Source organism: Psychroflexus maritimus, assembly GCF_011089875.1.
Lineage (GTDB): Bacteria > Bacteroidota > Bacteroidia > Flavobacteriales > Flavobacteriaceae > Psychroflexus > Psychroflexus maritimus.
This window is the reverse complement of the sequence record NZ_JAANAS010000040.1, coordinates 24,744-51,614: the sequence shown is the minus strand read 5'-3', so window position 1 is coordinate 51,614 and position 26,871 is coordinate 24,744. Positions and strand designations below refer to the sequence as shown.

Annotated in this window: 20 protein-coding genes; 12 read left to right on the top strand and 8 right to left on the bottom strand. The window is 34.5% G+C overall.

Going from position 1 to position 26,871, the window contains the following annotated elements; all coding sequences use genetic code 11:
• Nucleotides 1-29: 29 nt before the first annotated feature.
• The gene (locus tag G7034_RS05600; protein ID WP_166399234.1) at nt 30-1,214 is read right to left on the bottom strand and encodes an IS110 family transposase; all 1,185 of its coding nucleotides are present in this window, start codon (nt 1,212-1,214) and stop codon (nt 30-32) included.
• Nucleotides 1,215-1,700: 486 nt separating this feature from the next.
• On the opposite strand from G7034_RS05600, the gene uvrA reads away from it, so the two are divergent.
• From uvrA to tsaB, 8 genes are all read left to right on the top strand, one after another.
• A complete protein-coding gene (gene uvrA / locus G7034_RS05595) occupies nt 1,701-4,523 on the top strand; it encodes an excinuclease ABC subunit UvrA (protein WP_166399985.1) in 2,823 nt (940 codons plus the stop codon).
• Nucleotides 4,524-4,663: 140 nt separating this feature from the next.
• Nucleotides 4,664-5,347: an LOG family protein gene (locus G7034_RS05590; RefSeq protein ID WP_166399984.1), complete on the top strand. Its 684-nt coding sequence runs from the start codon at nt 4,664-4,666 to the stop codon at nt 5,345-5,347.
• Nucleotides 5,348-5,550: 203 nt separating this feature from the next.
• Nucleotides 5,551-6,252, top strand: coding sequence for an ABC transporter ATP-binding protein (locus G7034_RS05585; RefSeq protein ID WP_166399983.1), 702 nt, complete (start codon nt 5,551-5,553; stop codon nt 6,250-6,252).
• Nucleotides 6,245-7,489 (top strand): ABC transporter permease, encoded by a 1,245-nt coding sequence (locus G7034_RS05580; protein WP_166399982.1) that lies wholly within the window; start codon nt 6,245-6,247, stop codon nt 7,487-7,489. Before G7034_RS05585 ends, G7034_RS05580 begins: the two co-directional genes overlap by 8 nt.
• 1 nt (nt 7,490) lies before the next feature.
• A complete protein-coding gene (locus G7034_RS05575) occupies nt 7,491-8,750 on the top strand; it encodes an ABC transporter permease (protein ID WP_166399981.1) in 1,260 nt (419 codons plus the stop codon).
• A gap of 12 nt (nt 8,751-8,762) precedes the next feature.
• Complete coding sequence (locus tag G7034_RS05570) at nt 8,763-9,890, top strand: efflux RND transporter periplasmic adaptor subunit (RefSeq protein ID WP_166399980.1); 1,128 nt, start codon at nt 8,763-8,765, stop codon at nt 9,888-9,890.
• Nucleotides 9,891-9,901: 11 nt separating this feature from the next.
• Nucleotides 9,902-11,377 (top strand): TolC family protein, encoded by a 1,476-nt coding sequence (locus G7034_RS05565; protein WP_166399979.1) that lies wholly within the window; start codon nt 9,902-9,904, stop codon nt 11,375-11,377.
• A gap of 3 nt (nt 11,378-11,380) precedes the next feature.
• Nucleotides 11,381-12,076 carry a tRNA (adenosine(37)-N6)-threonylcarbamoyltransferase complex dimerization subunit type 1 TsaB gene (gene tsaB, locus G7034_RS05560; RefSeq protein ID WP_166399978.1) on the top strand — a complete coding sequence of 232 codons (696 nt, stop codon included), beginning with the start codon at nt 11,381-11,383 and terminating at the stop codon, nt 12,074-12,076.
• Between the two features lie 53 nt (nt 12,077-12,129).
• Here tsaB and G7034_RS05555 read toward each other — a convergent pair whose 3' ends face one another.
• From G7034_RS05555 to G7034_RS05535, 5 genes are all read right to left on the bottom strand, one after another.
• Nucleotides 12,130-12,963 (bottom strand): mechanosensitive ion channel family protein, encoded by an 834-nt coding sequence (locus G7034_RS05555; protein WP_166399977.1) that lies wholly within the window; start codon nt 12,961-12,963, stop codon nt 12,130-12,132.
• Nucleotides 12,964-13,013: 50 nt separating this feature from the next.
• Entirely contained in the window at nt 13,014-15,080 is a 2,067-nt protein-coding gene (gene metG / locus G7034_RS05550) for a methionine--tRNA ligase (protein ID WP_166399976.1), read from the bottom strand.
• 381 nt (nt 15,081-15,461) lie between these two features.
• Nucleotides 15,462-16,208, bottom strand: coding sequence for a succinate dehydrogenase/fumarate reductase iron-sulfur subunit (locus G7034_RS05545; protein WP_166399975.1), 747 nt, complete (start codon nt 16,206-16,208; stop codon nt 15,462-15,464).
• A gap of 9 nt (nt 16,209-16,217) precedes the next feature.
• Nucleotides 16,218-18,221 carry a fumarate reductase/succinate dehydrogenase flavoprotein subunit gene (locus tag G7034_RS05540; protein WP_166399974.1) on the bottom strand — a complete coding sequence of 668 codons (2,004 nt, stop codon included), beginning with the start codon at nt 18,219-18,221 and terminating at the stop codon, nt 16,218-16,220.
• Between the two features lie 12 nt (nt 18,222-18,233).
• Nucleotides 18,234-18,908 (bottom strand): succinate dehydrogenase cytochrome b subunit, encoded by a 675-nt coding sequence (locus G7034_RS05535; RefSeq protein ID WP_166399973.1) that lies wholly within the window; start codon nt 18,906-18,908, stop codon nt 18,234-18,236.
• Between the two features lie 199 nt (nt 18,909-19,107).
• Between G7034_RS05535 and G7034_RS05530 the strand changes: the two genes are divergently transcribed.
• Nucleotides 19,108-20,400 (top strand): aminopeptidase P family protein, encoded by a 1,293-nt coding sequence (locus G7034_RS05530; RefSeq protein WP_166399972.1) that lies wholly within the window; start codon nt 19,108-19,110, stop codon nt 20,398-20,400.
• Nucleotides 20,401-20,494: 94 nt separating this feature from the next.
• Here the strand turns inward: G7034_RS05530 and G7034_RS05525 are convergent, their stop codons facing one another.
• Together G7034_RS05525 and G7034_RS05520 are read right to left on the bottom strand one after the other, a co-directional pair.
• On the bottom strand, nt 20,495-22,546 hold the full coding sequence (locus G7034_RS05525) for a M16 family metallopeptidase (protein WP_166399971.1): 2,052 nt from the start codon (nt 22,544-22,546) through the stop codon (nt 20,495-20,497).
• A 39-nt stretch (nt 22,547-22,585) separates the two neighbouring features.
• Entirely contained in the window at nt 22,586-23,905 is a 1,320-nt protein-coding gene (locus tag G7034_RS05520) for a M16 family metallopeptidase (protein ID WP_166399970.1), read from the bottom strand.
• 250 nt (nt 23,906-24,155) lie between these two features.
• On the opposite strand from G7034_RS05520, the gene G7034_RS05515 reads away from it, so the two are divergent.
• The 3 genes from G7034_RS05515 to frr all read left to right on the top strand — a co-directional run bounded on the left by G7034_RS05515 (nt 24,156) and on the right by frr (nt 26,860).
• On the top strand, nt 24,156-25,223 hold the full coding sequence (locus G7034_RS05515; protein ID WP_166399969.1) for an isoaspartyl peptidase/L-asparaginase family protein: 1,068 nt from the start codon (nt 24,156-24,158) through the stop codon (nt 25,221-25,223).
• 355 nt (nt 25,224-25,578) lie between these two features.
• On the top strand, nt 25,579-26,286 hold the full coding sequence (gene pyrH / locus G7034_RS05510) for a UMP kinase (RefSeq protein ID WP_166399968.1): 708 nt from the start codon (nt 25,579-25,581) through the stop codon (nt 26,284-26,286).
• A gap of 19 nt (nt 26,287-26,305) precedes the next feature.
• Nucleotides 26,306-26,860, top strand: a complete 555-nt coding sequence (gene frr, locus G7034_RS05505) for a ribosome recycling factor (RefSeq protein ID WP_166399967.1) — start codon at nt 26,306-26,308, stop codon at nt 26,858-26,860.
• The last annotated feature ends 11 nt before the right edge of the window (nt 26,861-26,871 follow it).

Genomic DNA, 26,871 nt, shown 5'->3' with positions numbered 1-26,871 from the left:
AGGTACTATCTTTAAATCCAAACATTTTTTTAATTTTCAACCATAATTTTTTTATCTTTGATTTTACCGAGAGGAAGCATACTTTGATCACTCACTGGATGTTTACCTTGTATAGCCAAACTTTTTGTTTGGCTATTTTTTTCGCCTCTTTCAGAGGCGTACCGAGAGGAAAGCTCCTTCTCCTCCTCTTGGATATTTTTATTTCCTTTATTTTGATAATTAATATCAAAGGGTTCGTTTTTTTTCCACAAGTAATAAATTGTTAACAATAATTTTTTTTGAACAGCGACAATACCTTTCATTTTGATGCCTGTTCTTTCATAAACTCTAAGGTAAAGGTTCTTAAAAACTGTCCCTTCTGAACCTATTGCTATTAACGATGGCATGTGTAAAATTCGTCTAATCCTTGAGTTTCCCTTTTTCGATATTTTTGTCTTGCCTTTATGAGAACCTGATTGATTTTCTACAACATCATACCCAGAATAACTCACTAGTTGCTTGTAATTTTTAAACAGATTAAATCCATTTGTTTCTGCTATAACAGTAGCTACAGAAAGTATTGATAATCCTCTAACTGTGCAAATATTCTCTACTTTTAATTTTAGCTCCTCATCACTTTTTATGACTTCTTCGATAGCAATTTCTGTCTTTGTTTTTTGCTTTTCTAAGAAACGTATATGGCTTTTCATTTGCTTAATCACATGCTTGTTTGATAAAGCTGATTGTTCTTCTGCATGTAGCTTATTCTTTTCTACCGTAATCGATTCCTGAATGGATTGATACTGTCGTGTTAAAGACCTTAGGCTTACAAAAACATCTTTAGGTCTAATCCATTGAGATAAATTTTGTTCTGCCCCCATTTGTGCCAAACCTTTAGCGTCTATTTTATCATTCTTACTTTTTAAGCCAATAGATTGTAAATACTTTTTTGCTTTGTTTGGTAAAATAATAGAAACTCTATACCCTGCATCATCTAGATAATAAGCAAGTTCTTCGTGATAAACACCAGTAGCTTCTAAGCTAACAACTATTGGAATAGACTCTTTTTTTGTCCATTTATCAATCCATTTTACTAGCTTTAAAAAGCCTGCTTTTGAATTAGAAACACTACAAGAAGACTTAACCTTCACGCTTTGATTACAGTCTATCGTGCTTATACAAGCATCTACTTTTTTACTTGACACATCAAGACCTACTGAAAATTTTAAATTCATAATAAAAGTATTTTTTGCGTAATAATCATTAAAATTTTTCTCTAAGACTTTGCTCATGTAATACAATATCTATAACTAAATTATAGTATTTAGGTACTATTGAATCTTTAAGAAAAAGACTAGGATAGATTTGCCTTTATCAGCATTATCAATCAATGATTGTAACTAGCCCGCAAACAATTTGCTACCCTAGCTTTAATGATTTAACTGTTTAAAAATACAAAGATATGAGCCCGTAAAATAGAAAGCTTTTGGTTTTTTGCTTTTGAAAAGCGACCGACAGGAAGCTCTTGAAAATGCCTAAAAAACTTAGCTTACAATTGCGGACTTGAAACGAAAAGCAGGTTCTTGGCTTCCTATTAAAATAGGCTTTCTGAAATAAAAAATGGACATCTATTTCAATCTTGTTGATGCTTTGATAAAATCGGGTTAACAAAGTGCATTTGCCTCTTTAATTTATTTAAATTCGCCTCTTTTAATTCAGCTATGGAAGACCAAATTGAAATTTTAGGTGCTAGGGCGCATAATCTTAAGAATATTGATATCAACATTCCTAGAGAAAAACTAGTTGTAATTACTGGTTTGTCTGGTTCAGGAAAGTCTTCGTTGGCGTTTGATACGATTTACGCGGAAGGTCAACGCCGCTATATTGAAACTTTTTCGGCCTATGCACGCCAATTTTTAGGGGGAATGGAGCGCCCTGATGTAGATAAAATTGAAGGCCTTTCGCCGGTGATTGCCATTGAGCAAAAAACTACGAGTAGAAGTCCAAGAAGTACAGTGGGAACCATTACCGAAATCTACGATTTTATGCGTCTTTTGTTTGCCAGAGCAGGGACGGCTTATTCGTTTGAAACGGGCGAAAAAATGGTAAGCTATACCGATCAACAAATCAAGCTACAAATTATTGAGGAGTTTGAAGGAAAGAAAATAAATATTCTAGCGCCTTTAATTCGCTCTAGAAAAGGACATTACCGCGAATTGTTTGAGCAGATTGCTAAAAAGGGATTTGTAAAAGTTAGAGTGGATGGCGAAGTGAGAGACATTGAAAAAGGGATGAAGCTGGACCGCTATAAAATTCACGATATTGAGGTGGTGGTTGACCGAATTAAAGTGGATGAAAAATCTAAAAAACGCTTGGATGAAAGTATTAAGACAGCCATGAAACAAGGGAAAGATACTCTACTTATTTTGGAACATGGCGCAAAAAAACCTCGCTTTTTTAGTCGGAATTTGATGTGTCCAACCACAGGGATTTCTTATCCTGTACCTGAACCCAATAATTTTTCGTTTAATAGTCCAAAAGGAGCATGTCCTACTTGCAACGGAATTGGCGAAGTTTGGAAAGTGAATATAGATAAAATTATTCCTGATAATGAAATTTCGATACATGCGGGAGGGATTGAACCTCTGGGAAAAAAGAAAAGCAATTGGGCGTTTAGACAAATTGAAAATATTGCTTTAAAATTTGATTTCGACTTAAAAACACCCATCAAAGATATTCCGAATGAAGCCTTGGAAGTGATTTTAAGAGGAGGAAAAGAAAACTTTAAAGTCTTTAAGAAAAATGCCAAAGTTTCAGAAAGTAAATCTTATAATTACGAAGGCGTTTCAAACTTCATTGAAAACACCTTTCATCAAAGAGAAAGTTCGGCTTCGTTGAAGCGTTGGGCAAAGAAATACATGGATAAACTTCCGTGCGGAACCTGCGAGGGCACACGCTTAAAGAAAGAATCGCTTTACTACAAAATCAACGAAAAGAACATAGCCGATTTAATTGAAATGGACATTGAAGAGTTGGCTGAATTCTTCAAGTCGCTTCCCGATCAATTAAGTGATAATGAGAACAAAATTGCCAGCGAAATTATTAAGGAAATTAGTACGCGAATTCAATTTTTGATTGATGTTGGTTTAACTTATTTAAATCTAAATCGCGGTGCTAATACTTTATCGGGTGGTGAAGCACAGCGGATACGTTTGGCTACACAAATTGGTTCTCAGTTGGTTGGTGTGTTGTACATTTTGGATGAACCCAGTATTGGACTTCATCAAAGAGATAATCAGAAGTTAATTGATTCACTAATATCATTACGAGATGTAGGGAATTCTATTATTGTGGTTGAACATGACCAAGATATGATTGAAAGCGCCGATCACGTGATTGATATAGGGCCTTTTGCAGGAAAAAACGGAGGTGAAATTATTAGTCAGGGAACCCCTTCAGAAATTAAGAAAACCTCTACGCTTACTGCAGATTATTTGAGTGGAAAACGAAGAATTGAAGTTCCGAAGAAGCGAAGAAAAGGCAACGGAAAACACCTTCATTTAACGGGAGCGAGTGGTAATAATTTGAAAAATGTATCCATTAAAATTCCACTGGGAAAAATGATTGGAGTTACCGGAGTTTCAGGAAGCGGAAAATCGACTTTAATCAACGAAACCCTCTACCCTATTCTGAATAATTATTACTTCAATGGAGTTAAAGAACCTCAACCTTATAAAAGTATTCGGGGACTGAAACACTTAGATAAGGTGATTGACATCAATCAAAGTCCTATTGGAAGAACCCCACGGTCTAATCCAGCGACATATACGGGCGTTTTTGACGAAATTAGAAAGTTGTTTACCAAAACCCCAGAAGCTTTAATTCGTGGTTACAAACCAGGAAGGTTTAGTTTTAATGTAAAAGGCGGAAGATGTGAAACCTGTAGAGGCTCGGGACTTCGAGTGATTGAAATGAACTTCCTGCCCGATGTGTATGTAGAGTGCGAAACATGCCAAGGGAAACGCTTCAACAGAGAAACGCTTGAAATAAGATACAAAGGAAAATCGATAAGCGATATTTTAGAAATGACCATTAATGAAGCTGCCGATTTCTTTGAGCCTATTCCGAAGATTTACAGAAAACTAAAAACAATAAAGGAAGTTGGTTTAGGTTATATTTCGCTAGGTCAACAAAGTACCACCCTCTCTGGAGGTGAAGCTCAGCGAATTAAATTGGCTACCGAATTAGCTAAAAGAGATACAGGAAATACCTTTTATATTTTAGATGAACCTACTACAGGCCTACATTTTGAAGACATAAGAATTTTAATGGAAGTCTTAAATAAATTAGTAGATAAAGGAAATACAATTTTGATTATTGAACACAACTTAGATGTGATTAAAATGACTGATTATATTTTTGACATTGGTTATGAAGGGGGTAAAAATGGGGGTGAATTGGTAGCTAAGGGGACTCCTGAAAAAGTTGCTAAAGATAAAAAAAGTCATACTGCCAAATTCTTAAAAAAAGAATTAAATTTGTAAGTCGCAATTTTGTTTATAGAAAATCGGTTTTACCTCTCTCTATCCCGTAGAAATTTATTTTGTTTTCACTGGATAAGAAGGAATAAGATTTTATTTATTTTATAAAATTGAACGACTACTAACTTTAAAAACGAAATCAAATGAATAAACACAATAAAAATTGGAATGAAATAAAGACCAATGACTCATGGGCTTTATTTAAAATAATGAGTGAATTTGTTCAAGGTTACGAACGCATGAGTCAGATTGGGCCGTGTGTTTCTGTTTTTGGTTCGGCAAGATTAAAACCGGGCGATAAATACTATGAATTAGCAGTGAAAGTAGCTAACAAAATTGTTGAACAAGGTTATGGTGTAATTACAGGCGGTGGTCCTGGTATCATGGAAGCGGGCAACAAAGGAGCTCATTTAGGAGGTGGAACTTCGGTAGGTTTAAACATAGATTTACCTTTTGAGCAGCATTTCAACCCCTACATAGATTCAGACAAAAATTTGAATTTCGATTACTTTTTTGTGCGTAAAGTAATGTTTGTAAAATACTCGCAAGGTTTTGTTGTCATGCCAGGAGGTTTTGGCACTTTAGATGAATTATTTGAAGCCATCACTTTAATTCAAACGCATAAAATTGATAAATTCCCTATTATATTAGTGGGTAAAGAGTTTTGGTCTGGATTAATAAATTGGATTAAATCTACCTTATCAGAGCAATTTAAAACTGTAAGTCCAGGAGATTTAGATTTAATTGCTGTAGTAGATACCGAAGATGAAGTGATTGAATTACTTGATCAATTCTACAACCAATACGACTTAAGTCCCAACTTTTAAGCAGCATTTAAGTAAGCTAACAACATCTATTTAATCAGATTTAGGGTTTCATCATTAATCAAAATTTGTTATGAAAAAGCAAGCTTTATTACTTTAAACTTACTTTTGTTTACGCTAACAATCAGTTAAATTTAACACAGTAATAACAATCAATCATGTAACTTTAGATAAAAACTGAAGTCTAACAAATAAACATCATCAGAATGATTGAAATTAAAGATTTACACAAATCCTACAAAGTTGGTAAAAACTCACTTCATGTCTTAAAAGGAATCAACTTTTCAGTAAAAGAAGGAGAATTAGTTTCAATCATGGGTTCGTCTGGTTCTGGAAAATCTACCTTGTTAAACATTTTAGGAATGCTGGATGAAGCCGACCAAGGAAGTTATAACCTAGACGGAGTACCCATCAAAAATTTAAATGAAAAACTAGCCGCACAATATAGAAATAAGTTTTTAGGATTTATATTTCAATCATTTAACTTAATTAATTACAAAACTGCTTTAGACAATGTTGCCTTGCCCCTTTATTACCAAGGCTTACCAAGAGGTGAACGCATGGATAGAGCTATGAGTTATCTAGAAAAAGTTGGTTTAGCAGATTGGGCAACCCACTTACCCAATGAACTATCTGGTGGTCAAAAACAACGTGTTGCTATTGCTAGAGCTTTAGCTAGTCATCCTAAAGTATTATTAGCCGATGAATTAACAGGTGCATTAGACACTAAGACTTCGTATGAAATTATGGATTTAGTGCAGCAAATTAACGACGAAGGAAAAACCATCTTGGTTGTTACTCACGAAGAAGATATTGCCCAAATGACCAAACGTATTGTGAATTTAAAAGACGGTGTAATCATAGACGATAAAAAAGTTGAACCAATAAGAGCTTCAGCCCATGTTTAGTCTAGAACGCTGGCAGGAAATATTTGAAACCATAAGTAAAAACAAGTTAAGAACTTTCTTAACTGGAGTATCTGTGGCCTCAGGGATTTTTATTTTAGTTGTTCTTCTAGGAATTGGTGAAGGAATGCAAAACGGAGTTGAAATTCAATTTCAACGTGATGCAGAAAATAAAGTAAGTGTTACTGGCGGAGTTACTTCTTTGGGGTATGGTGGTCTCAACCCTGGAAGAGATATTCAATTGGTACTTGATGATTTTTACACGGCAGTACAAACTTCAGATTTTGATATCGAATTTCAATCACCTCTGTACCGCGTATGGTCAGGCTTAGCTTCTAACGGAAGTGAAAGTGGCTCCTACCGTTTAGAGGGCGTACATGCCGATTATCAGTTTTTAGAAAAAGCAAGTATTATTAATGGTAGGTTTATTAATCCTTTAGACCAAGATTTAGGTACCAAGAACGTGGTGATAGGAAACCGTGTTAAGAAAGACTTATTTAAAGAAAAAGACCCCATTGGTGAGTTTATTACAGTTTCTGGAGTTAAATTTAAAGTTGTTGGCGTATATACAGACCCCGGTGGAGAACGTTCTGAAGCACGAATTTTTATGCCTTTAAAAACAGCTCAACGCATTTTTGGTAATGGTGAAGATATTAGAACAATTAGCTTTACCCTACCCAAAGTAAGCGATTATGATTTGGCTTTGTACCAATCACAAGCCTTTCTTAAAAAAATTGAACGTCAGTTACGCTCTAAATACAATATTTCTCCCGTTGATACAAGTGCCTTATATTTGAGCAACAACATAGAAAGCACCAAAGAAATTTATACCATTTTAAGTACCATGAAGTTGTTTTTTTGGGGAGTTGGGATAGCTACATTGTTTGCAGGAATAATAGGAGTGAGTAATATTATGCTTATTATTGTTAAGGAACGAACCAAAGAAATAGGAATTAGGAAAGCCTTAGGAGCCGTGCCCATGTCTATTGTAGGTATGGTATTACACGAATCTATTTTTGTAACGGCTTTATCTGGAATGTTTGGTTTAATTTTAGGTTTACTTTTATTAGAATCGGTTGGACCTTTTATTGATACAGAATTTATTGTAAACCCTGAAGTAAATTTTAACGTAGCTGTTTCTACAGTTATAATACTTATCATTGCAGGAGCAATAGCTGGATTTTTTCCCGCTTGGCGTGGAGCAAGAATCAAACCCATTGACGCATTAAGAGACGAATAGTATGTTTAGTAGAGATAAATGGAGTGAAATATTAGAATCCTTAACATCCAATATGTTCAGGACTATACTCACGGCTTTTGGCGTGTTTTGGGGTATCTTTATACTTGTCATTCTGTTAGCCTCTGGAACAGGGCTTGAAAACGGAGTAAAAAAAGGCTTTTCTGGTGTTGCTACTAACTCTATGTTTATGTGGGCGCAAACTGCTTCACAAGCCTACAAAGGCTTACCAAAGGGAAGAAGATATAATTTTAAATTAGACGACATAGAAGCTATTAAAGATGAAGTAAATGGCTTAAAGTATGTTTCGCCAAGAAATCAACTAGGAGGTTTTGGAGGAGCAAATAACGTAACTCGAGGATTAAAATCTGGCGCATTTAATGTATATGGTGATTACCCAGACATCATTAATCAAGAACCCACTACTATTTTACAAGGTAGGTTTATCAATCAAAATGACATTAATGAACGGAGAAAAGTAGCTGTGATTGGTGAAGGAGTACTTCAGGAATTATATGATTTTGATGAAGATCCACTTGGTACTTACATAAAAATACAAGGCGTTAACTTTATGGTGATTGGAATCTTTAAGAAAAAAGGTTTTGGCCCGGGCGATAATGAAGAGGCTTCCAAACAAATTTATACGCCTTTTACCGCCTACTCTCAAGCTTTCAATCAAGGAGAAAACGTAGGTTGGATGGCCGTTACTGCAAAAGATGGTGAATCTATCTCTGAATTGAAGAAAGAGGTATTTGAAGTGGTTAAACAAAGGCATACAATTGCACCAAAAGATGACCGAGCCATCGGTCACTTTGATTTATTTGAACAATACAATAAAATAACAGGTTTATTCTTGGCCTTAAATGCTGTAGCCTATTTTGTTGGTATTATGGTTTTAATTTCTGGTGTAATTGGAATTTCAAATATCATGCTAATTGTAGTAAAAGAACGAACAAACGAAATTGGAGTAAGAAGAGCTCTGGGAGCAACTCCATGGCAAATAAAAGGGCAAATTTTAATGGAATCTATTACCTTGACCATAATTGCCGGCATGACAGGAATTGTGTTTGCTACTGGAGTTTTAATTTTAGTCAATAAATTTTTACCCCAAAATGCAGACCTTATGTTTGTTAACCCAAGTGTAGATTTAAATTCAATTGTAATTGCATTAATCATATTAATAATCTCAGGCTTACTAGCAGGTTTAATTCCTGCGCAAAATGCTATTAAAATTAGACCTGTAGATGCTTTAAGAACAGAATAAACAAAAATCAAAATGAAAAAAGGAGTTACCATTTTTATTCTTCTGCTAATTGTTGCCTTATTTGGCGGCTCACTGTATTATTTATATCAAAAAAATAATGAAAGTCCAGAAGTATTTACAACCGAAGAACCTACCGAAGAAACTATTATTAGAAAAACAGTGGCTACGGGAACTATTATACCTAGAGAAGAGGTAGAAGTTAAACCTAATATTTCTGGAATTATTGACAAAATGTTTGTTAAACCAGGAGACAGTATTAAAGCTGGTGATATGGTGGCAGAATTAAAGGTTGTACCCAATATTACTAATTTAAATTCAGCTAAAAACCAAGTAAGACAAGCTAAAATTAATTTGGATAACGAACGAAGGGTTTTTGAACGTCAAAAGGAGCTTTTTGATAAAAAAGTTATTTCTGCTAATGACTACGACTTAGCGAAAAATCAGTTTGATAATGCCAAGCAGAATTTAGTTGCTGCCGAAGAGAACTACGAGATTATTCAAACGGGAACAACAGATGATGTAGGCAATGCAGCTACGACTCAAATTAAAGCGACTATTTCTGGAATGGTATTAAGCGTTCCTGTAAAAATAGGCACGCAAGTAATTGAGGCTAACAATTTTAATGAAGGTACTACCTTAGCCACCATTGCTAAAGTAGATGATTTAATATTTGATGGAAAAATAGACGAATCTGAAGTAGGTAAAATTTCTGAAGGTCTTCCGTTAGAAATTACTATTGGTGCCTTACAAGGTCAGAAATTTGAAGCTATCCTAGACTATATTTCTCCACAAGGAGTTGAAGAAAATAGTGCCGTTCAATTTGAAATTGAAGGAACTTTAATCAATCACGAAAGTGTTTTTATACGCGCTGGATTAAGCGCAAATGCCTCCATTATTTTAGAAAAAGCAGAAAATGTTCTGGCTATTAAAGAAGGTTTACTTCAGTTTGATAAAGAAACCAAAAAACCTTATGTTGAAGTTGAAGTTGAAGACCAGAAATTTGAGCGTAGGGAGGTAGAATTAGGCCTAAGCAATGGCGTTCATGTAGAAATTAAAAAAGGAATCGCTAAAGACGATAAAATTAAAGTCTGGAACAAAGTAGAACAGAATGAGAAACCTAAAAGAGGTAGAAGAGGTTAAAATATCATCTTATGAAAAATAACAAATATTACATAATTGCTTTAGTTCAACTATTTTTTTCTTTTAATTTGATAGCTCAAGAATTAGAGAAACCTATTACTAACACTGAACAAAAAAAATGGACTTTAGAGGAATGTATTTCTTATGCTTTAGAAAATAACATTACGGTGAAGCTTTCAGAACTCGATCTAGATTTAGCTGATATTAGCAAGAAAGACGCTTATGGAAATTATTTGCCAAGCCTTAACTTTAATACGAACAACCAATGGGTACGCGGTTTAACGCAGAACGTAACTTCAGGGATTCTTGAACAACAAATAACCCGAAACTTTTCGTTCAATGGAACTTCAGGTGTAACAATTTTTCAAGGTTTAGCTAATTTGAGAGAATTTCAAAGGGCTAAAATTGAAAAACTAGCCGCACAATATAATGTAAATCAGATTAAAGACAACATCTCCTTAAATGTAGCTAATTCTTACCTTCAAATTTTGGTTTCTAAGCAGACACTAGAGTTATTGAAAGAACAAAACGAAGTAACTGAAGAACAGATAGATTTAACTCAAGAGCTAGTTGATTCGGGAGTTGTTCCTGAAGGAGACCTGCTTGAAATAAAAGCACAGAGTGCAGATGAACAGCAACAAATTACTGTTGCTGAAAATGATGTTCAAGTTGCTTTAATTGCGTTGGCACAACTACTCTTAATTAAAGACTATGAGGAATTTGACATTGCTGATGAAGACTACGATATTCCTATTACAGACATTATTGAACGTGACCCCAAAGAAATTCTTCAGCGAGCAAAAGAAGAACGGTATGAAGTATTGGTGGCCGAACAAGATGTAGAACTTGCAAAAAAAGATTTACAACTTTCTAAAAGCCAATATTATCCGAGCATAAGCGGATTTTTCAATTATAATACAAGAGAATCTGATAGAGAAAGAATAACACAAACCAACACCTTAGACCCTGACAATCCTTTTGTTGAATCAGGTCTAATCGTAGCCAATTCTGGCGAGTCAGTACTTTCACCTAACTTCTTGTTAGAAACCATTAGTGCCGATCCATTTTTTGATCAATTGAGAAACAATGATGGTTATACTATAGGTATTCAAATGAACATTCCTGTTTTTAACGGTTTTTCTGTTAGAAATCAAGTACAACGTTCTAAAGTAAATATAATGCGGGCTGAATATCAATTGGAACAAACCGAATTGGAATTAGAATCTAGTGTATATCAAGCTTATTTAGATGCAAGAGGAGCTGCACGAACTTATGAAGCCGCACTTAAGTCGGTTGAAGCTCAACAATTAGCTTACAACTATGCAGAAAGTAGATTTGACGTAGGAATGAGCAATTCAGTTGATTTAACTCAATCAAAATTTAGATTGGTAAATGCAGAAAACAATTTAATTCAAGCTAAGTATAATTATATATTCAGAATAAAAGTATTAGAATTATTCTTTGGAATACGACCTGTAGAATACTAAACGATGAGAGCAATTAAAATTCTAGGCCTAGAAACCTCAACCACTAACTGTTCTGTAGCGCTTTCAATTAATGGAAGGACTGAAGTTATAAAAGAAGAAAATTCAAAAAATTACAGTCACGCAGAAAAACTTAACGTATTTATTGATGAGGTATTAAAACAATCTAAGCTTAAGGTAAATGATTTAGATGCTGTTGCGGTAAGCAAAGGACCTGGCTCTTACACGGGTTTAAGAATTGGTGTATCAAGTGCAAAGGGATTGTGTTTTGCTTGTAATCTCCCTTTGATTAGCATACCAACATTAGAAAGCTTAGCACATCAAATTCCCACAGAGAGGCTTAGTCAAGGAGATTTAATTTTACCCATGTTAGATGCAAGAAGAATGGAAGTTTATACACAAACTTATAAGTCTAATTTAACGGCTATTAGTAAAACTGAAGCCAAAGTGTTAGAAGAAGATAGTTTTGAAGATTTAGAAGCTACTCATTTACACTTCATAGGTAATGGAGTTGAAAAATTTAAGAAGATATCGAACTTAAAGAATGTACATTTTTATACACAAGAAATTCCTTCGGCTAATGAAATGGGAAAGATTGCTTTTAAAAAATTTCAAAATAATGAATTTGAAGATGTAGCTTACTTTGAGCCTTTTTACTTAAAAGATTTTATAGCTGGAAAACCAAAAAAAAGATTTCAATAAAAAAACCCAGATTTTTGTCTGGGCTTTTTTTATGAGGCATCTTAACAATTAAACTATTCCGTTTTATACAAATGTACATCTCGCTGTGGAAAAGGAATTGAACAACCAGCTTGTTCAAGTTGTAACTTAGCCTGTTCTAGAACGAAGAAATGAGTTGGCCAAAAATCATCTGTTTTTGTCCAAAAACGCAAGGATAAATTAACCGAGCTATCTGCTAATTCATTAACGAATACTTCAGGAGCTGGTTCGGATAAAATTTTATCATGTTCGTTAACAATTTTCAACAAAGTTTCTCTAGCAACACCAATGTTGCTATCGTAAGAAATACCAATAATCATGTTGTTTCTTCTAGTATCTTCAGAAGAAAAATTGATTACTTTGTTATTGGATAGTTGTCCATTTGGAATTACAATTCTTTGGTTGTTTATTGTGATTAAATGGGTGTAAAAAATACTTATTTCCTTAATTGTTCCTGAGACACCTTGGGCTTCAATAAAATCATCAACCCTAAATGGTTTCATTAACAAAATTAAAACACCTCCCGCAAAGTTAGATAAAGAACCTTGTAGAGACAGCCCGATTGCCAAACCTGCAGCTCCAATTAAAGCGGCTAAAGAAGTAGTTTCAACCCCTAATTCGGTAATCACAATCACAAAAACAAGAACTTTTAATACAACACTAATTAAGTTAATTACAAAACCTCTAATGGTTGGATCAACTTTTCTCCTTTCTAATATAACTCTTACTCGTTTAGTTAAAACATTAGCTAACCACAAACCAACAATTAAGGTAACTATAGCTGCCACTACACCTGGTAAAAAGGTGATAATTTGACGACCAAAATGTTCTATGGTCTCGGTAATGTAATTGATATTAATTTCTTCCATAATGAATTTTTAATTTAAATTATTTATTGCTTCTAATCTTTATTTACTATCTATACTACTGGCGTTCCATTATATGTATCGGATGAATCAGGTGTTGCGAAAATTAATTTTCCAGACACATCTTTAGTCATTAAAACCATACCTTCACTTAACACACCTCGAAGTTTAGAAGGCTTTAAGTTAACAACTATAATTACTTTTCTACCAACTACCTCTTCAGGTTTATAATCTTCAGCTATACCAGAAACTACAGTTCTTACGTCAATACCTGTATCAACTTTTAAAACAAGTAGCTTTTTGGCTTTCGGCATTTTTTCGGCTTCTAAAATAGTTCCTGTTCTTAGGTCTAATTTTGTAAAATCTTCAAAAGCAATCAACTCCTTTTGAGGGTCTAAGGCCTGATTTTCTTTTTCGTTAGCCGTTTTAGTTGCTTCTAGTTGCTTTAATTGATGCTCAATTGCCTCATCTTCAATTTTAGAAAAAAGTAATTGGGCCTGATTAATTTGATGCCCACTTGGCATAAGTTCTTCAACATTGGCCAGGTCATTCCATAAAATTTTAGAAACGAGTTGATCCTCATTGATTATTTTTCTCAATTTAGCAGCGGTGAAAGGTAAAAAAGGTTCAGCAACAATAGCAAGTGCAGCAACTACTTGAATAGCTACATACATAATTGTTTCAGTGCGTTTTTCATCTATTTTTACTTTTTTCCAAGGCTCTTCATCAGCTAAGTACTTATTGCCCCATCTTGCTAAATTCATCATTTCAGCTTGAGCTTCTCTAAATCTGTATTTCTCTAGTGAATTTGAGATGGTGACTGTTATTTTTTTAACTTCCTGAAGAATATTTACATCAACAGCTTCGATATTATTTTTATTAGGAACGATTCCTTTATAATACTTATTGGTAAGCACAACTACACGATTCACAAAATTTCCAAAGATTCCTACCAATTCGGAATTATTACGGGTCTGAAAATCTTTCCATGTAAAATCGTTATCCTTAGTTTCAGGTGCATTGGCGGTTAATACATAGCGCAAAACATCTTGCTGATTTGGAAAATCTTTCAAATAGTCGGGTAGCCAAACGGCCCAGTTTTTTGAAGTGGATAGTTTTTTTCCTTCCAAGTTTAAAAACTCGTTAGCTGGAATATTATCGGGCAAAATGTAGCTCCCTTCAGCCTTCAGCATAGCAGGAAAAATGATGCAATGAAAAACGATATTATCTTTGCCTATAAAGTGAACCAATTTTGTGTTTTCGCCTTTCCAGTAGGGTTCCCAATCCTTATTATTTTGTGCAGCCCATTCTTTAGTTGCAGAAATGTAACCAATAGGCGCATCAAACCAAACATAGAGCACTTTGCCTTCTGCTCCTTCAACAGGAACCGGAATCCCCCAATCTAAATCACGGGTTACAGCTCTAGCCCTTAATCCTTCATCTATCCAGGATTTACATTGTCCATATACGTTGGGTTTCCAGTCCTTTTTATGTCCTTTAACAATCCATTCTTTCAACCAAGAATCATATTCATTTAGGGGCAAATACCAGTGTTTAGTTTCCTTTTTTTCAGGTTTATTGCCTGTAATTGCAGAAACTGGGTTAATTAAATCATTAGCACTTAAAGAAGTTCCACATTTTTCACATTGGTCTCCATAGGCTTCTTCGTGGCCACATTTAGGACAAGTTCCTGTAACAAAACGATCGGCTAAAAACTGATTGGCTTGTACATCATAGAGTTGCTCACTCACTTCTTCAATAAACTTAGCTTTTTTATGCATGGATTTAAAAAAACTAGAAGCTGTTTCATGATGAACCTGAGCAGATGTCCTTGAGTAATTATCAAATTGAACACCAAATTCTTCAAATGAATCTTTGATAATTTTGTGATATTTGTCAACCACATCTTGAGGACTAACCCCTTCTTTTTTTGCTTTGATGGTAATTGGTACGCCATGCTCATCACTTCCACATACAAAAAGCACATCTTCTCCTTTCAGTTTAAGGTAGCGCGTATAAATATCGGCAGGAATATAAACCCCAGCTAAATGACCTATATGAATGGGACCATTAGTATAAGGCAAGGCAGCTGTAATTGTATATCTTTTGGGTTGATTCATTAAAACTAATATTTAAGTGAACAAAAGTAATTAAAGTTATTGAAACTATAAACTTATTATTTGTTTGGAATTGAACAAAGTCTTTAACAGAGAGTTTATACCAATTTAACCATAAAATGACGCTAGTTAGCTCATTCATTTTCCCATATATTTCCTTGTTCACAATTTCCATCCCATACGTACGGGATGCAAATTATTCACAGCCTTATATATGAAAAAAGCAATTTCGCTCTCTTAACGACATTTAATCGTAAAATTGGTATTACTCCAAAAGTAATTCAACTAAAAGTATAATTTTCTAGACATCAAGCTAATAATAAATACAAAAAAGGCTGTTTTGATTTCAAAAACAGCCTTTATATGTGTATGATTATAAGAAATTTATCCTTTTAAACTTGCCGCTAAATACTCTCTATTTAAACGAGCAATATTTTCTAAGGAAATACCTTTTGGACATTCTATTTCACAAGCGCCCGTATTTGTACAATTTCCAAAACCTTCCTTGTCCATTTGGTCAACCATGTTTAATACACGTTCTGTAGCTTCTACTTTACCTTGTGGAAGTAATGCATATTGAGATACTTTAGCCGAAGTAAACAACATAGCTGAAGCGTTCTTACAAGCAGCAACACAAGCTCCACAACCTATACAAGTGGCGGCATTAAAGGCCATGTCTGCACTTTCCTTTTCAATAGGTAAACTATTGGCATCTTGCGTATTTCCTGAAGTGTTTACTGAAATATACCCACCAGCTTGTTGAATTCTATCAAATGCTGAGCGGTCAACTGTTAAGTCTTTAACTACAGGAAATGCGTTGGCTCTGAAGGGTTCTATTGTAATAGTATCACCATTTTTAAATTTACGCATGTGAAGTTGGCAAGTGGTAATTCTTCGGTCTGGACCATGAGGTTCACCATTGATTTGCATTGAACACATTCCACATATTCCTTCTCTACAATCGTGGTCAAATTCAACAGGTTCAATACCTTTTTCAACTAATTCATTATTGAGCACATCCATCATTTCCAGAAAAGACATGTCTCCATGAATTTCATCTATGGTATAATTCTCAAATTTTCCTTTTGCGTCTTTATTTTCTTGACGCCAAACTTTTAAATTAAGCTTCATAATTCAGTCTTATTTATAGCTTCTAGTCTTCAGTTCAATATTTTCATACTCTAATTGTTCTTTGTGCAGAACAGCATCTTTAGGTTCGCCCTTGTATTCCCAAGCAGCTACATACCTAAAGTTCTCATCATCTCTTAAAGCTTCCCCTTCTTCTGTTTGATATTCCTCTCTAAAGTGACCACCACAAGATTCATTTCTTTGTAAAGCATCTTTGGCAAACAATTCTCCGAGTTCTAAAAAATCTGCAACACGCATGGCTTTTTCAAGTTCTTGATTTTTGCTATCAGGTTTTCCTGTAACGCGTACATTTTTATAGAAGTCTTCTCTAAGCGTTCTAATTTCTTCAATGGCTTCTTTAAGTTCTTTTTCGTTTCTTGACATTCCGCATTTGTTCCACATAATTAAGCCTAATTTTCTATGGAAGTGATCAACGGGCTGATCTCCTTTAGCGTTCATCAATTTTTCAATTTGACGATTTACAGCGTTTTCTGCTTCTTCAAACTCTTTTGAATCGGTTGAAATTGGCCCTGTTCTAATATCATCAGCTAAATAATCTCCAATAGTGTAAGGTAATACAAAATAACCATCTGCTAAGCCTTGCATTAAGGCGGAAGCACCTAATCGGTTAGCGCCGTGGTCTGAAAAATTAGCTTCACCAGCAGCGTAACAACCAGGAATAGTAGTCATTAAATTGTAATCTACCCAAAGTCCGCCCATGGTGTAGTGTACAGCAGGGAAAATCATCATTGGAGTTTCGTAAGGGTTTTGATCGGTAATTTTTTCATACATATCAAATAAGTTCCCATACTTTGCCTCTACTACTTCTTTACCAAGTTTAATTATTTCTTCGTGTGTAGCATCTTTTTTGCCTGAGCTAAATGCCTTTTCCTTTCCATAACGTTCAATTGCGCTAGCAAAATCAAGGTAAACAGCTTGTCCGGTTTTATTTACACCATAACCTGCATCACAACGTTCTTTAGCAGCTCTAGAAGCTACATCACGCGGAACTAGGTTACCGAATGCTGGATATCTTCTTTCTAAGTAATAATCTCTATCTTCTTCTTTTAAATCAGTTGGCTTCAATTTACCTGTACGAATAGCTTCTGCATCTTCTTTTTTAGCTGGCACCCAAATCCTACCGTCGTTTCTTAAAGATTCAGACATCAAGGTTAATTTAGCTTGTAAGTCTCCAGAAACAGGAATACAAGTAGGGTGAATTTGCGTAAAGCAAGGGTTAGCAAAATAGGCTCCTTTGCGGTGAGCACGCCAAGCTGCGGTCACATTACTTCCCATCGCATTTGTAGAAAGGAAAAAGACATTTCCGTAGCCACCAGAGGCAAGTACAACAGCATGAGCTGCGTGTCTTTCAATTTCACCTGTAACTAAGTTTCTAGCAATAATACCTCTTGCTTTTCCATCAACAAGAACTAAATCCATCATTTCGTGCCTTGTATGCGATTGGATTTTACCACGATTAATTTGTCTATTCATTGCTGAATAGGCACCTAATAAAAGTTGTTGCCCTGTTTGTCCTTTAGCGTAGAAAGTTCTTGAAACCAATACACCTCCAAACGATCGGTTATCTAGTAACCCACCATATTCACGCGCAAAAGGAACTCCTTGAGCAACGCATTGGTCTATAATATTGCTTGACACTTCAGCTAAGCGATATACATTAGCTTCACGAGAGCGGTAATCACCTCCTTTTACGGTATCGTAAAACAAGCGGTAATCAGAATCACCATCACCTTGGTAATTTTTAGCTGCGTTGATTCCTCCCTGCGCTGCAATAGAATGTGCACGTCTAGGCGAATCCTGAAAACAAAAAGTTTTTACGTTGTACCCTAATTCAGCTAAAGTTGCAGAAGCACTAGCCCCTGCAAGTCCTGTACCAACAACAATAATATCAATATTACGCTTATTGGCAGGATTAACTAAATTAATTTCGTTTTTATGTTTAGTCCACTTATCGGCAAGTGGTCCATTTGGTATTTTTGATTCTAATACAGACATATTCTATTCGTATTAATTATTAATGAAGTGAAATATAGCAATAAACACGAAACCTAAGGGTATTACAATTGCAAAAGCTTTTGTAAACTTTTTGATTGCTGGGCTATATTTATTGTTAACTCCCATAGTTTGGAAGGAAGAAGCAAATCCGTGAAGTAAGTGCATCATTAAAAAAACAAAGGCTAACACATATAAACCTACGCGAATAGGTTGTCCAGCAAACTTAGCTACAGTTTCTTCGTAGTAACGAAACTCGCCAGCTTGGTTCAATCCAGACAAATCACCTTCAAGGTACTTTACTTGCATTTCGTGTACCCAAAAATCGTAAAAATGCAATCCTAAAAAAGCCAAAACAACTGCACCAGAAATCAGCATATTTCTAGACAACCAGCTAGAATTTGCATTACCTTTAAAAACACCATACTTTACACTTCTAGCGCTTCTGTTTTTGGCTTCAAGAATAAAACCCATAACAAAGTGAAAAATTACACCGAAAATCAATATGGGCTGCAATATAGCTTGCACTAAAAAGTTAGTCCCCATAAAATGAGAAATCTCGTTAAATGTATCTGGGCTAACCACTGAAGTAAAGTTGATGGTAAAATGTTGTAGTAAAAAAAGAACTAAAAAAAGTCCTGAAAGAGCCATGGCTACTTTTCTCGCTATAGAAGTCTTTATTCCTCCCATTGATTTATTTTTTTAAAAATTTTGTCAAAAATACCACAGAATAAACTTAAATACAAACAATCATTCACTATAAAATATTATTTAGAATAGATTTAAGTGATGTTGTGCAATAGTCAAATTAGAAGATTCTTAATTTAGAAGAAATATAGTAGCTGAAGAATTAAAGATTCCTTACTTTTGAATTCAAAAATTTGATTTTATGCGATACGAACCCATTTCGAGAGATTTATTTATTCATCATAGAAAAAATTTTGTAGCTCAAATGAAACCTAATTCATTAGCTGTTTTTAATTCTAATGACATTTACCCCATTGGAGCCGATAGCACAATTCCTTTTCAGCAAGATAGAAATATCTATTATTTAAGTGGTGTTGATCAAGAAGAAAGCATATTGGTCATATTTCCTGATGCTCCAAAAAAAGAACACAGAGAGATTTTATTTCTTAAAGAAACCAACGCTCATATTGCGGTTTGGGAAGGAGAAAAAATAGATGAAGAAAAAGCTTTGGCATTAACTGGCATAAAGACTGTTTACTGGCTAAAGGATTTTCAAAAAATCTTTCATGAATTAATGGCGCAATGCGAAACCGTTTACATTAACACCAACGAGCATTACCGCGCTAACGCTGAAACAGAAACCCGTGAAATGCGTTTTAATAAATGGCTAAGAGAAAAATATCCTGCCCACCAAGTAGCAAAATCCAACCCTATTTTACAAAAATTACGTTCAATTAAGCATGAACTAGAATTAGAAGTCATGCAAAAAGCATGTAATATCACAAACAAAGCTTTTAGAAGAGTTTTGGAATTCATGAAACCTGGCGTCTGGGAATATGAAATTGAAGCAGAAGTGATGCACGAATTTTTGATTAATCGTTCTCGTGGTTTTGCTTATACACCAATTATTGCTTCGGGAATTAATGCTACGGTACTTCACTATATTGAAAACAAACATCAATGTAAGGAAGGTGATTTAATTTTGTTTGATTTCGGAGCTGAATACGCTAATTATTGTAGCGATATGTCCAGGACTATTCCTGTAAACGGAAAGTTTTCAGAGCGACAAAAACAGATTTACAATTCAGTAAATAAAGTAAAAAAAGAAGCCACCAAGCTTCTTGTTCCTGGAACAGATTGGACTGAATATCACAAAGAAGTAGGGAAAATGATGACTTCTGAATTACTAGATTTAAAATTACTAGATAAAGCTGATGTTCAAAATGAAGATCCTAAATGGCCAGCTTATAAAAAGTATTTCATGCACGGAACTTCTCATCACATTGGCTTAGACACGCATGATTACGGCTTACTTCATGAGCCAATGCAGGCTAACCAAGTATTTACAGTTGAACCAGGAATTTATATACCTGAAGAAAATTTAGGAATTCGGTTAGAAGATGATGTAGTGATTCAAGAAAAAGGCGAACCAGTGAACTTAATGGGAGACATTCCTATTGAAATTGAAGAAATTGAAGAATTAATGAATAAATAATTCCTTAATTTCTAAAATAAAAAAACCTCGGATTTAAAATTTAAATCCGAGGTTTTTTTATGATTTCAAACTAAATTAGTTTGAAGATTGAGTTTTACTTGAAGTCTTCATCAGAAAGCTTTTGATTCAGCTTGATTTCTTCAAATTCAATTGTAAATTCTTGCCCAATATTGTTAACAATCACAAAAGGAAACTTAACTCCATCTACGGCTGTATAATCTTCATACTTTTCAGTAGTTGTAAACTCTTGACCATTTTGATCAACCTTTGTTTCTTTAAACAGTTTCAAGCCACTTTCTACCGAATAGAATTCACGAACCTCATCGGTTAATTGAACCACATAAGCATCTTCTCCTTCAAAGTCTTGAATATTTTTCAATACGGCATCTTCAGGCACATTTAATTCAGAGAAAAGACCAGCCGATTTTTTTGCAGCTTCAATTTCCTCTTCAGAATAATCCATTTTTTGACCCTGCGCCATATTGTATCCTTTTTCGCCATCAAAAACCATTTTCTGAAGAACATTACCGCCCATTTTAACTTCTTGAACAGATTTTCCTTCTTTGGTCATTTTCATATTCATACTTAAAGCCATTCCTTGAATTGAAGCACTTCCGGTCATAACTACATTTTTCACATTTTCAAGAGTTTCTTTTCCTCCAATAGCTTCAATATAATTATTATACACAGTTTCTAAAGTAACTCCTTCTGGAATTGGTTTACTAAACTCAGGCTTTTCTACTTGGTTAGCATCTTTATCAAAATACTTTACAGGAATACCTGTAGCTTCTAAGGCATTGGCAACTTCGCTTCCTTTTGCAGCTATTACTATTCTTGCTTGGTCGGTTAGAAAGTATTTATTAGCTACTCTATAGACGTCATCAATACTAACTTTTTCTATATTTTCAAGGTATTTCTCGTAAAAGTTTTCAGGGAGGTCTTGCGTTTGAATTCGCAAAGCAAAGTTAGATATATTTCTAGGCTTAGAGGCCTCTCTAATAAAATTTCCTGCATAAGTAGCTTTGGCATTAGCTAGTAATGCTTCATCAACTTTTTCATTTCTAATTCTATTAATTTGCTTAATCATTTCTAAAGCAATACTATCAGTAACTACCATTTTTCCAGAGGTACTAGCTCTAAAAGAGGTTACTTCTTTTCTAGCAGGAAGACTCGTTCTAGCGCCATAAGTCCAGGCTTTATCTTCTCTAAGGGTTTTATTTAAGTAGCTCTCAAAACTACCACCTACAATTTGATTAGCCATTAAAACAGGGAAGTAATCTTCGTCGGTCATTTTTAAATTGGTTGTATTCACCAATTGAACTTCAGCCTGAACGGCATTGGGGACATCAACAAAATTAATTTCAGTTTGAGCTACATTATCAGCAACAGGATAAGTTTCAGAAGGTGCTTGCCCTCCTTCCCATTTTTTGAAAAGTTTTTTAATTTTCCTTCTCACTTTCTTGAATTTTACATCACCCGAAACAATTAAATAGGCGTTGCCAGGGACAAAAAATGTTTCGTAGTGTTTTTGAATATCTTCAAGATTTACATTTTCAAAATCTTCAATGGTTTCAAACTCACCAAACGGATGGTCTTTGCCATAAGCTAGTGCATTTCTAACTTTATTGGCAATACTTGAAGCACTTTTTTCATTCGCTTTTAAACCTTCAATATTTTGATCTCTAAACTTATCAAGCTGTTCTTGGTCAAATTTAGGTTTTATAACAGCTTCTGCCATCAATTCAATAAGACGGTCGCTATATTTTGATAAGCCAGAAGCATAGGCACCAGAACCATAAACTTCTAATGTAGCTCCCATAAATTCAACTTCGTTTTCAAAATCTTCTTTAGAAGTTTTTTCTGTTCCGGTTCCCATCATGTCTGAGAACAAAGCAGAAGTTCCTAGTTTATCACCTTCAGCATAAGGGTCATTATCAATTGTTAAATTGAATAATACACGAGGTAATTTCTTATCTTCAACCACCAAAACTTGAAGTCCATTTTTCAACTTAAACGTTTGTGGTTTACCTAAGTTTACTGCTGGTGCAGGACCTGACTTGGGCATTTGATCAATGTCAATTTGCGCATAAGTCAACCCAGATATAAACAGTAAAGCAATTACAATATAATTAATTTTTTTCTTCATTTTTTACTTTTTTATTGTTCGTCTTCAGCTTTTACTTTTTTATTGTTCGTCTTCAGCTGGCAGATAATCTAAGACAAGACGTTGATTAGGATTTAAATATTTTTTAGCTGCATTTCTAATATCTTCACGAGAAACTGCTCTATACTCTTCAAGTTGCTTGTTAATTAAACTAGCATCCCCAAATTTAGTTTGAAATTCGGCTAAACTACTTCCTATACCTTCTACACTTGCATTTGCATTAACAAAACGAGTTTCTAATTGATTAATTAATTTTTGGTACTCGTTTTCAGAAATTAATTCATTTTGCATACGAACAATCTCTTCGTCGATTTCTGTTTTCAGGTCTTCAAGTGAATAATCATCCATTGGTAAGGCAAAAACAAAGTACATTCCTCCATTACGCAAAGCAAAATTACCGGCTTGAACAGCTAGCGCCATTTTTTTATCTTCAACAAGTTTTCTAGTTAATCGTGAGCTTTTACCAGAACTCAAAACTTGAGAAATCATATCTAAAGCCTTGGCTTCTTTTGTTCCGTCTGGAACAGTTCTGTAGGCCATAGCTAGTGCAGGAATCTGAATGTTAGAATCATGAAAAGTTGCATAGATTGTTTCTTCAATAGGAGCTTCTTCAAAAGGTTTTCTTTCAATTTTTTCACCCATTGGAATAGAGCTAAAGTAAGCATCAATCCATTCTTTAGTCTGCTCAACATCAATATCTCCTGCTACTACAAGAACGGCATTATTAGGAGCGTAGAACTTATTAAAAAACGCATTAAAATCTTCAAGCTCAGGATTATTTAAATCTTCAAGGGTTCCTATGATTGCATGACGATACCCTGTTGTAGGAAAAATATTTTGAGTGATTTGAGAAATCAAGTTTCCGTAAGGTTGATTGTCTTGCGTTTGCTTTCGTTCTTCTTTAATAACACCACGTTGGGTGTTTACTCCTACCGTATCAATTTTAGGATGACGCATTCTTTCAGATTCCATCCATAAGCCAATTTGAAGATTGTTGGAAGGTAAAATCTCAAAATAAGTGGTTCTATCCCAACTAGTGTTGGCGTTATTAGCTCCTCCATGATCGGTTACCATTTTAAACCACTCACCACGGTCAATGTTTTTTGTACCTTCAAACAAAAGGTGCTCAAAAAAGTGAGCCATACCTGTTTTCCCTTCTGGATCATCCTTAGATCCTACATTGTACATTACCTCAACTTTTACAAGTGGTGCACTTTTATCTTGATGCAAAACTACATCTAAGCCATTGTCTAGTGTGTATTGCTCAAAATCTACTTGTTGAGCAAAACCAACAAAAGCCATCAACAAAGCACAAATTGTAAGGTTTAATTTCTTTGTCATTTTTATTGTGTTTAAATTATTACTTGATTAGTATTAAATAAATAAATTTGTTACAAAAATGAGCATATTTATTTTACTACGAAATTTTATTTTGATGTTGTTAAGACAAAATTTTGCGTTTATTATTTTTTTGAACTCAGAATTATTGAATATTCTTCCGTGAGAAGTTGTAGGGCAAAAAAATGACATTAAACTTGATACAAAATTTTAAAAAATGTACTTTTATCAACTTATAAAATATTTTTCCATTATGAATTACTTAAAGTTGTTTTGTTTAGCCTTTCTACTGGTTTTATTTGGCTGTATTGACAATGAAAACCTAGGGCTTAAAAATCAAAAGCAAGCTATTGAAACACATAAAGAAACTAAGCCAGATAAATCACCTTCCTTTGGTATAGCTTTACATGGGGGTGCCGGTTTTATTAAAGCTGAAATGCTGAATGATTCCATTACCAAGGTATATGAAAATCAACTTTCTGAAGCGATTGAAGTTGGGTATCAACTCCTTGCTGCTGGTGAAGGTGCCGAAAAAGCTGTGGTAGAAGTAATTCAACTACTTGAAGCCTCTCCTCTATTTAACGCTGGAGTAGGCGCAGTTTTAAATGCTGATGGAGTTCATGAACTTGACGCCTCAATCATGCATGGAAAGAATCTTGAAGCTGGTGCTGTAGCCGGAATCAGAACAATTAAAAGCCCTATTTTGTTGGCTCAAAAAGTAATGAATGAGTCTAATCATGTATTACTTTCTGGAAATGGTGCAGAAGATTTTGCTGTTCTTTATGATTTAAAAAAAGTTGAAAATTCTTATTTCTCTACTGATAAAGCTAAAAAATCTCTACAAAATGCACAAAACAAGAGCAGTTATCACCAACAAAATTACGAAGAACTCATTCAAAATCATAAATATGGAACGGTTGGTTGCGTAGCTTTAGACCAAGAGGGAAACTTGGTAGCCGGCACCTCTACAGGCGGAATGACTAATAAAAAATACGGCAGAATTGGTGATTCACCTATTATTGGAGCGGGGAATTATGCCAATAATTCTACTTGTGCTATCTCAGCTACTGGTCATGGCGAATATTTTATAAGAAATGTAGTTGCTCATGATATTTCAGCAATGATGGAGTACGGCGACTTTAGTCTTGAACAAGCAACACACATTGTAATTCATGAAAAGCTAAAAAACCAAGGGGGTGATGGTGGTGTTATTGCTATTGATTCTGATGGGAATATCTCTATTGAATTTAACACTGAAGGAATGTTTAGAGCTCAAATGGATGCTGAAGGAAATAAGCAAGTTAATTTATTTAAAAAATAAAATGGGTATTAAAAAGTTTGATTATTTAATTGATGTCTCTTTAATTCAGTCTGGATTAAAAAAATCCATTTTTAACCACTATTTTGCTTCTGTATATCGAAAGCCTAATAGTAGTTGTGCGGCATACAGCAAGTGCTTTCAACTATTATAAAGTTTGTGTGTTGGAAGGTCTTTGTTATTAATTAGATAGATGATGTTTTATTTTTAAAGGTGTGCTTGAGATTGAAAAACTCTGGAGTTTTATTTATTTTTTACAGGCATAAAATCAAGTAAAAATTAATGTAAACGAGAGCTTTATTTTTTTCCTTATAATTCATCATTAATCTATATATTTGCACAACCAAAAAATTAAGCTATGCACTATAAACGAATTCTTCTAAAATTATCTGGAGAAGCATTGATGGGGGAACGCAGTTACGGAATAGACCCTGAACGCTTAGCCGAATATGCCTCAGAAATCAAAAATGTAACAGACAAAGGTGTTGAAGTAGCCATTGTAATTGGAGGTGGAAATATTTTTAGAGGTATTGCAGGAGCTAGTAAAGGAATGGATCGGGTACAAGGTGACCACATGGGAATGTTAGCTACCGTAATTAATGGCCTGGCACTTCAAAGCGCACTTGAAGATGCAGGTATTGAAACTCGTTTACAATCGGCTATAAAAATCAACGAAGTAGCCGAACCTTTTATAAGAAGAAAAGCGATGCGTCATCTGGAAAAAGGCAGGGTCGTTATTTTTGGAGGTGGTACAGGTAATCCTTACTTTACAACAGATTCGGCTGCGGTTTTAAGAGCTATTGAAATTGAGGCTGATGTAATCCTAAAAGGAACGCGCGTGGACGGTATTTATACCGCCGACCCTGAGAGTAATTCAGAGGCTACAAAGTTTGATTTTATCTCCTTTGATGACGTCTTAAGAAAAGGACTTAAAGTAATGGATACAACCGCATTTACCTTAAGTCAAGAAAACGAATTACCAATCATAGTTTTTGACATGAACACAACTGGAAACCTTGAAAAAGTAGTTTCTGGTGAAAAAATAGGAACTAAAGTAAATTTATAAACAAAATACATCACAAATCATGAGTGAAGAAGTTGATTTAATTATTGAAGCTACAGAAGATGATATGAAAGGGGCTATTAGTCACCTAAAAAAACAGCTATTAAACATTAGAGCAGGAAAAGCTAGCCCTAATATGTTAACTAATGTTCAGGTAGAATATTACGGTAGCATGACTCCGCTTAGCCAAGTAAGTAATATTAACATACCAGACGCCAGAACAATCTCTATTCAGCCTTACGAAAAGCAAATGATTGTTGAAATAGAAAAGGCCATCATGAACGCTAACCTAGGTTTTAACCCAACCAACAACGGAGAAAGCGTTATTATTAATGTACCGCCGTTAACGGAAGAACGAAGAAAAGAACTTAGTAAACAAGCTAAAGCTGAAGCTGAAGAAGCAAAAATTGGCGTAAGAAACGATCGTAGAAATGCTAATTCTGAACTAAAAAACTTAGATATTTCTGAAGATTTATTAAAGTCTGCTGAAGAAGAAGTACAAGAATTAACAAACAAATACATTAGCCAAATTGATAAAATATACGAGGCTAAAGATGTTGAAATTATGAGCGTCTAACTATATATACT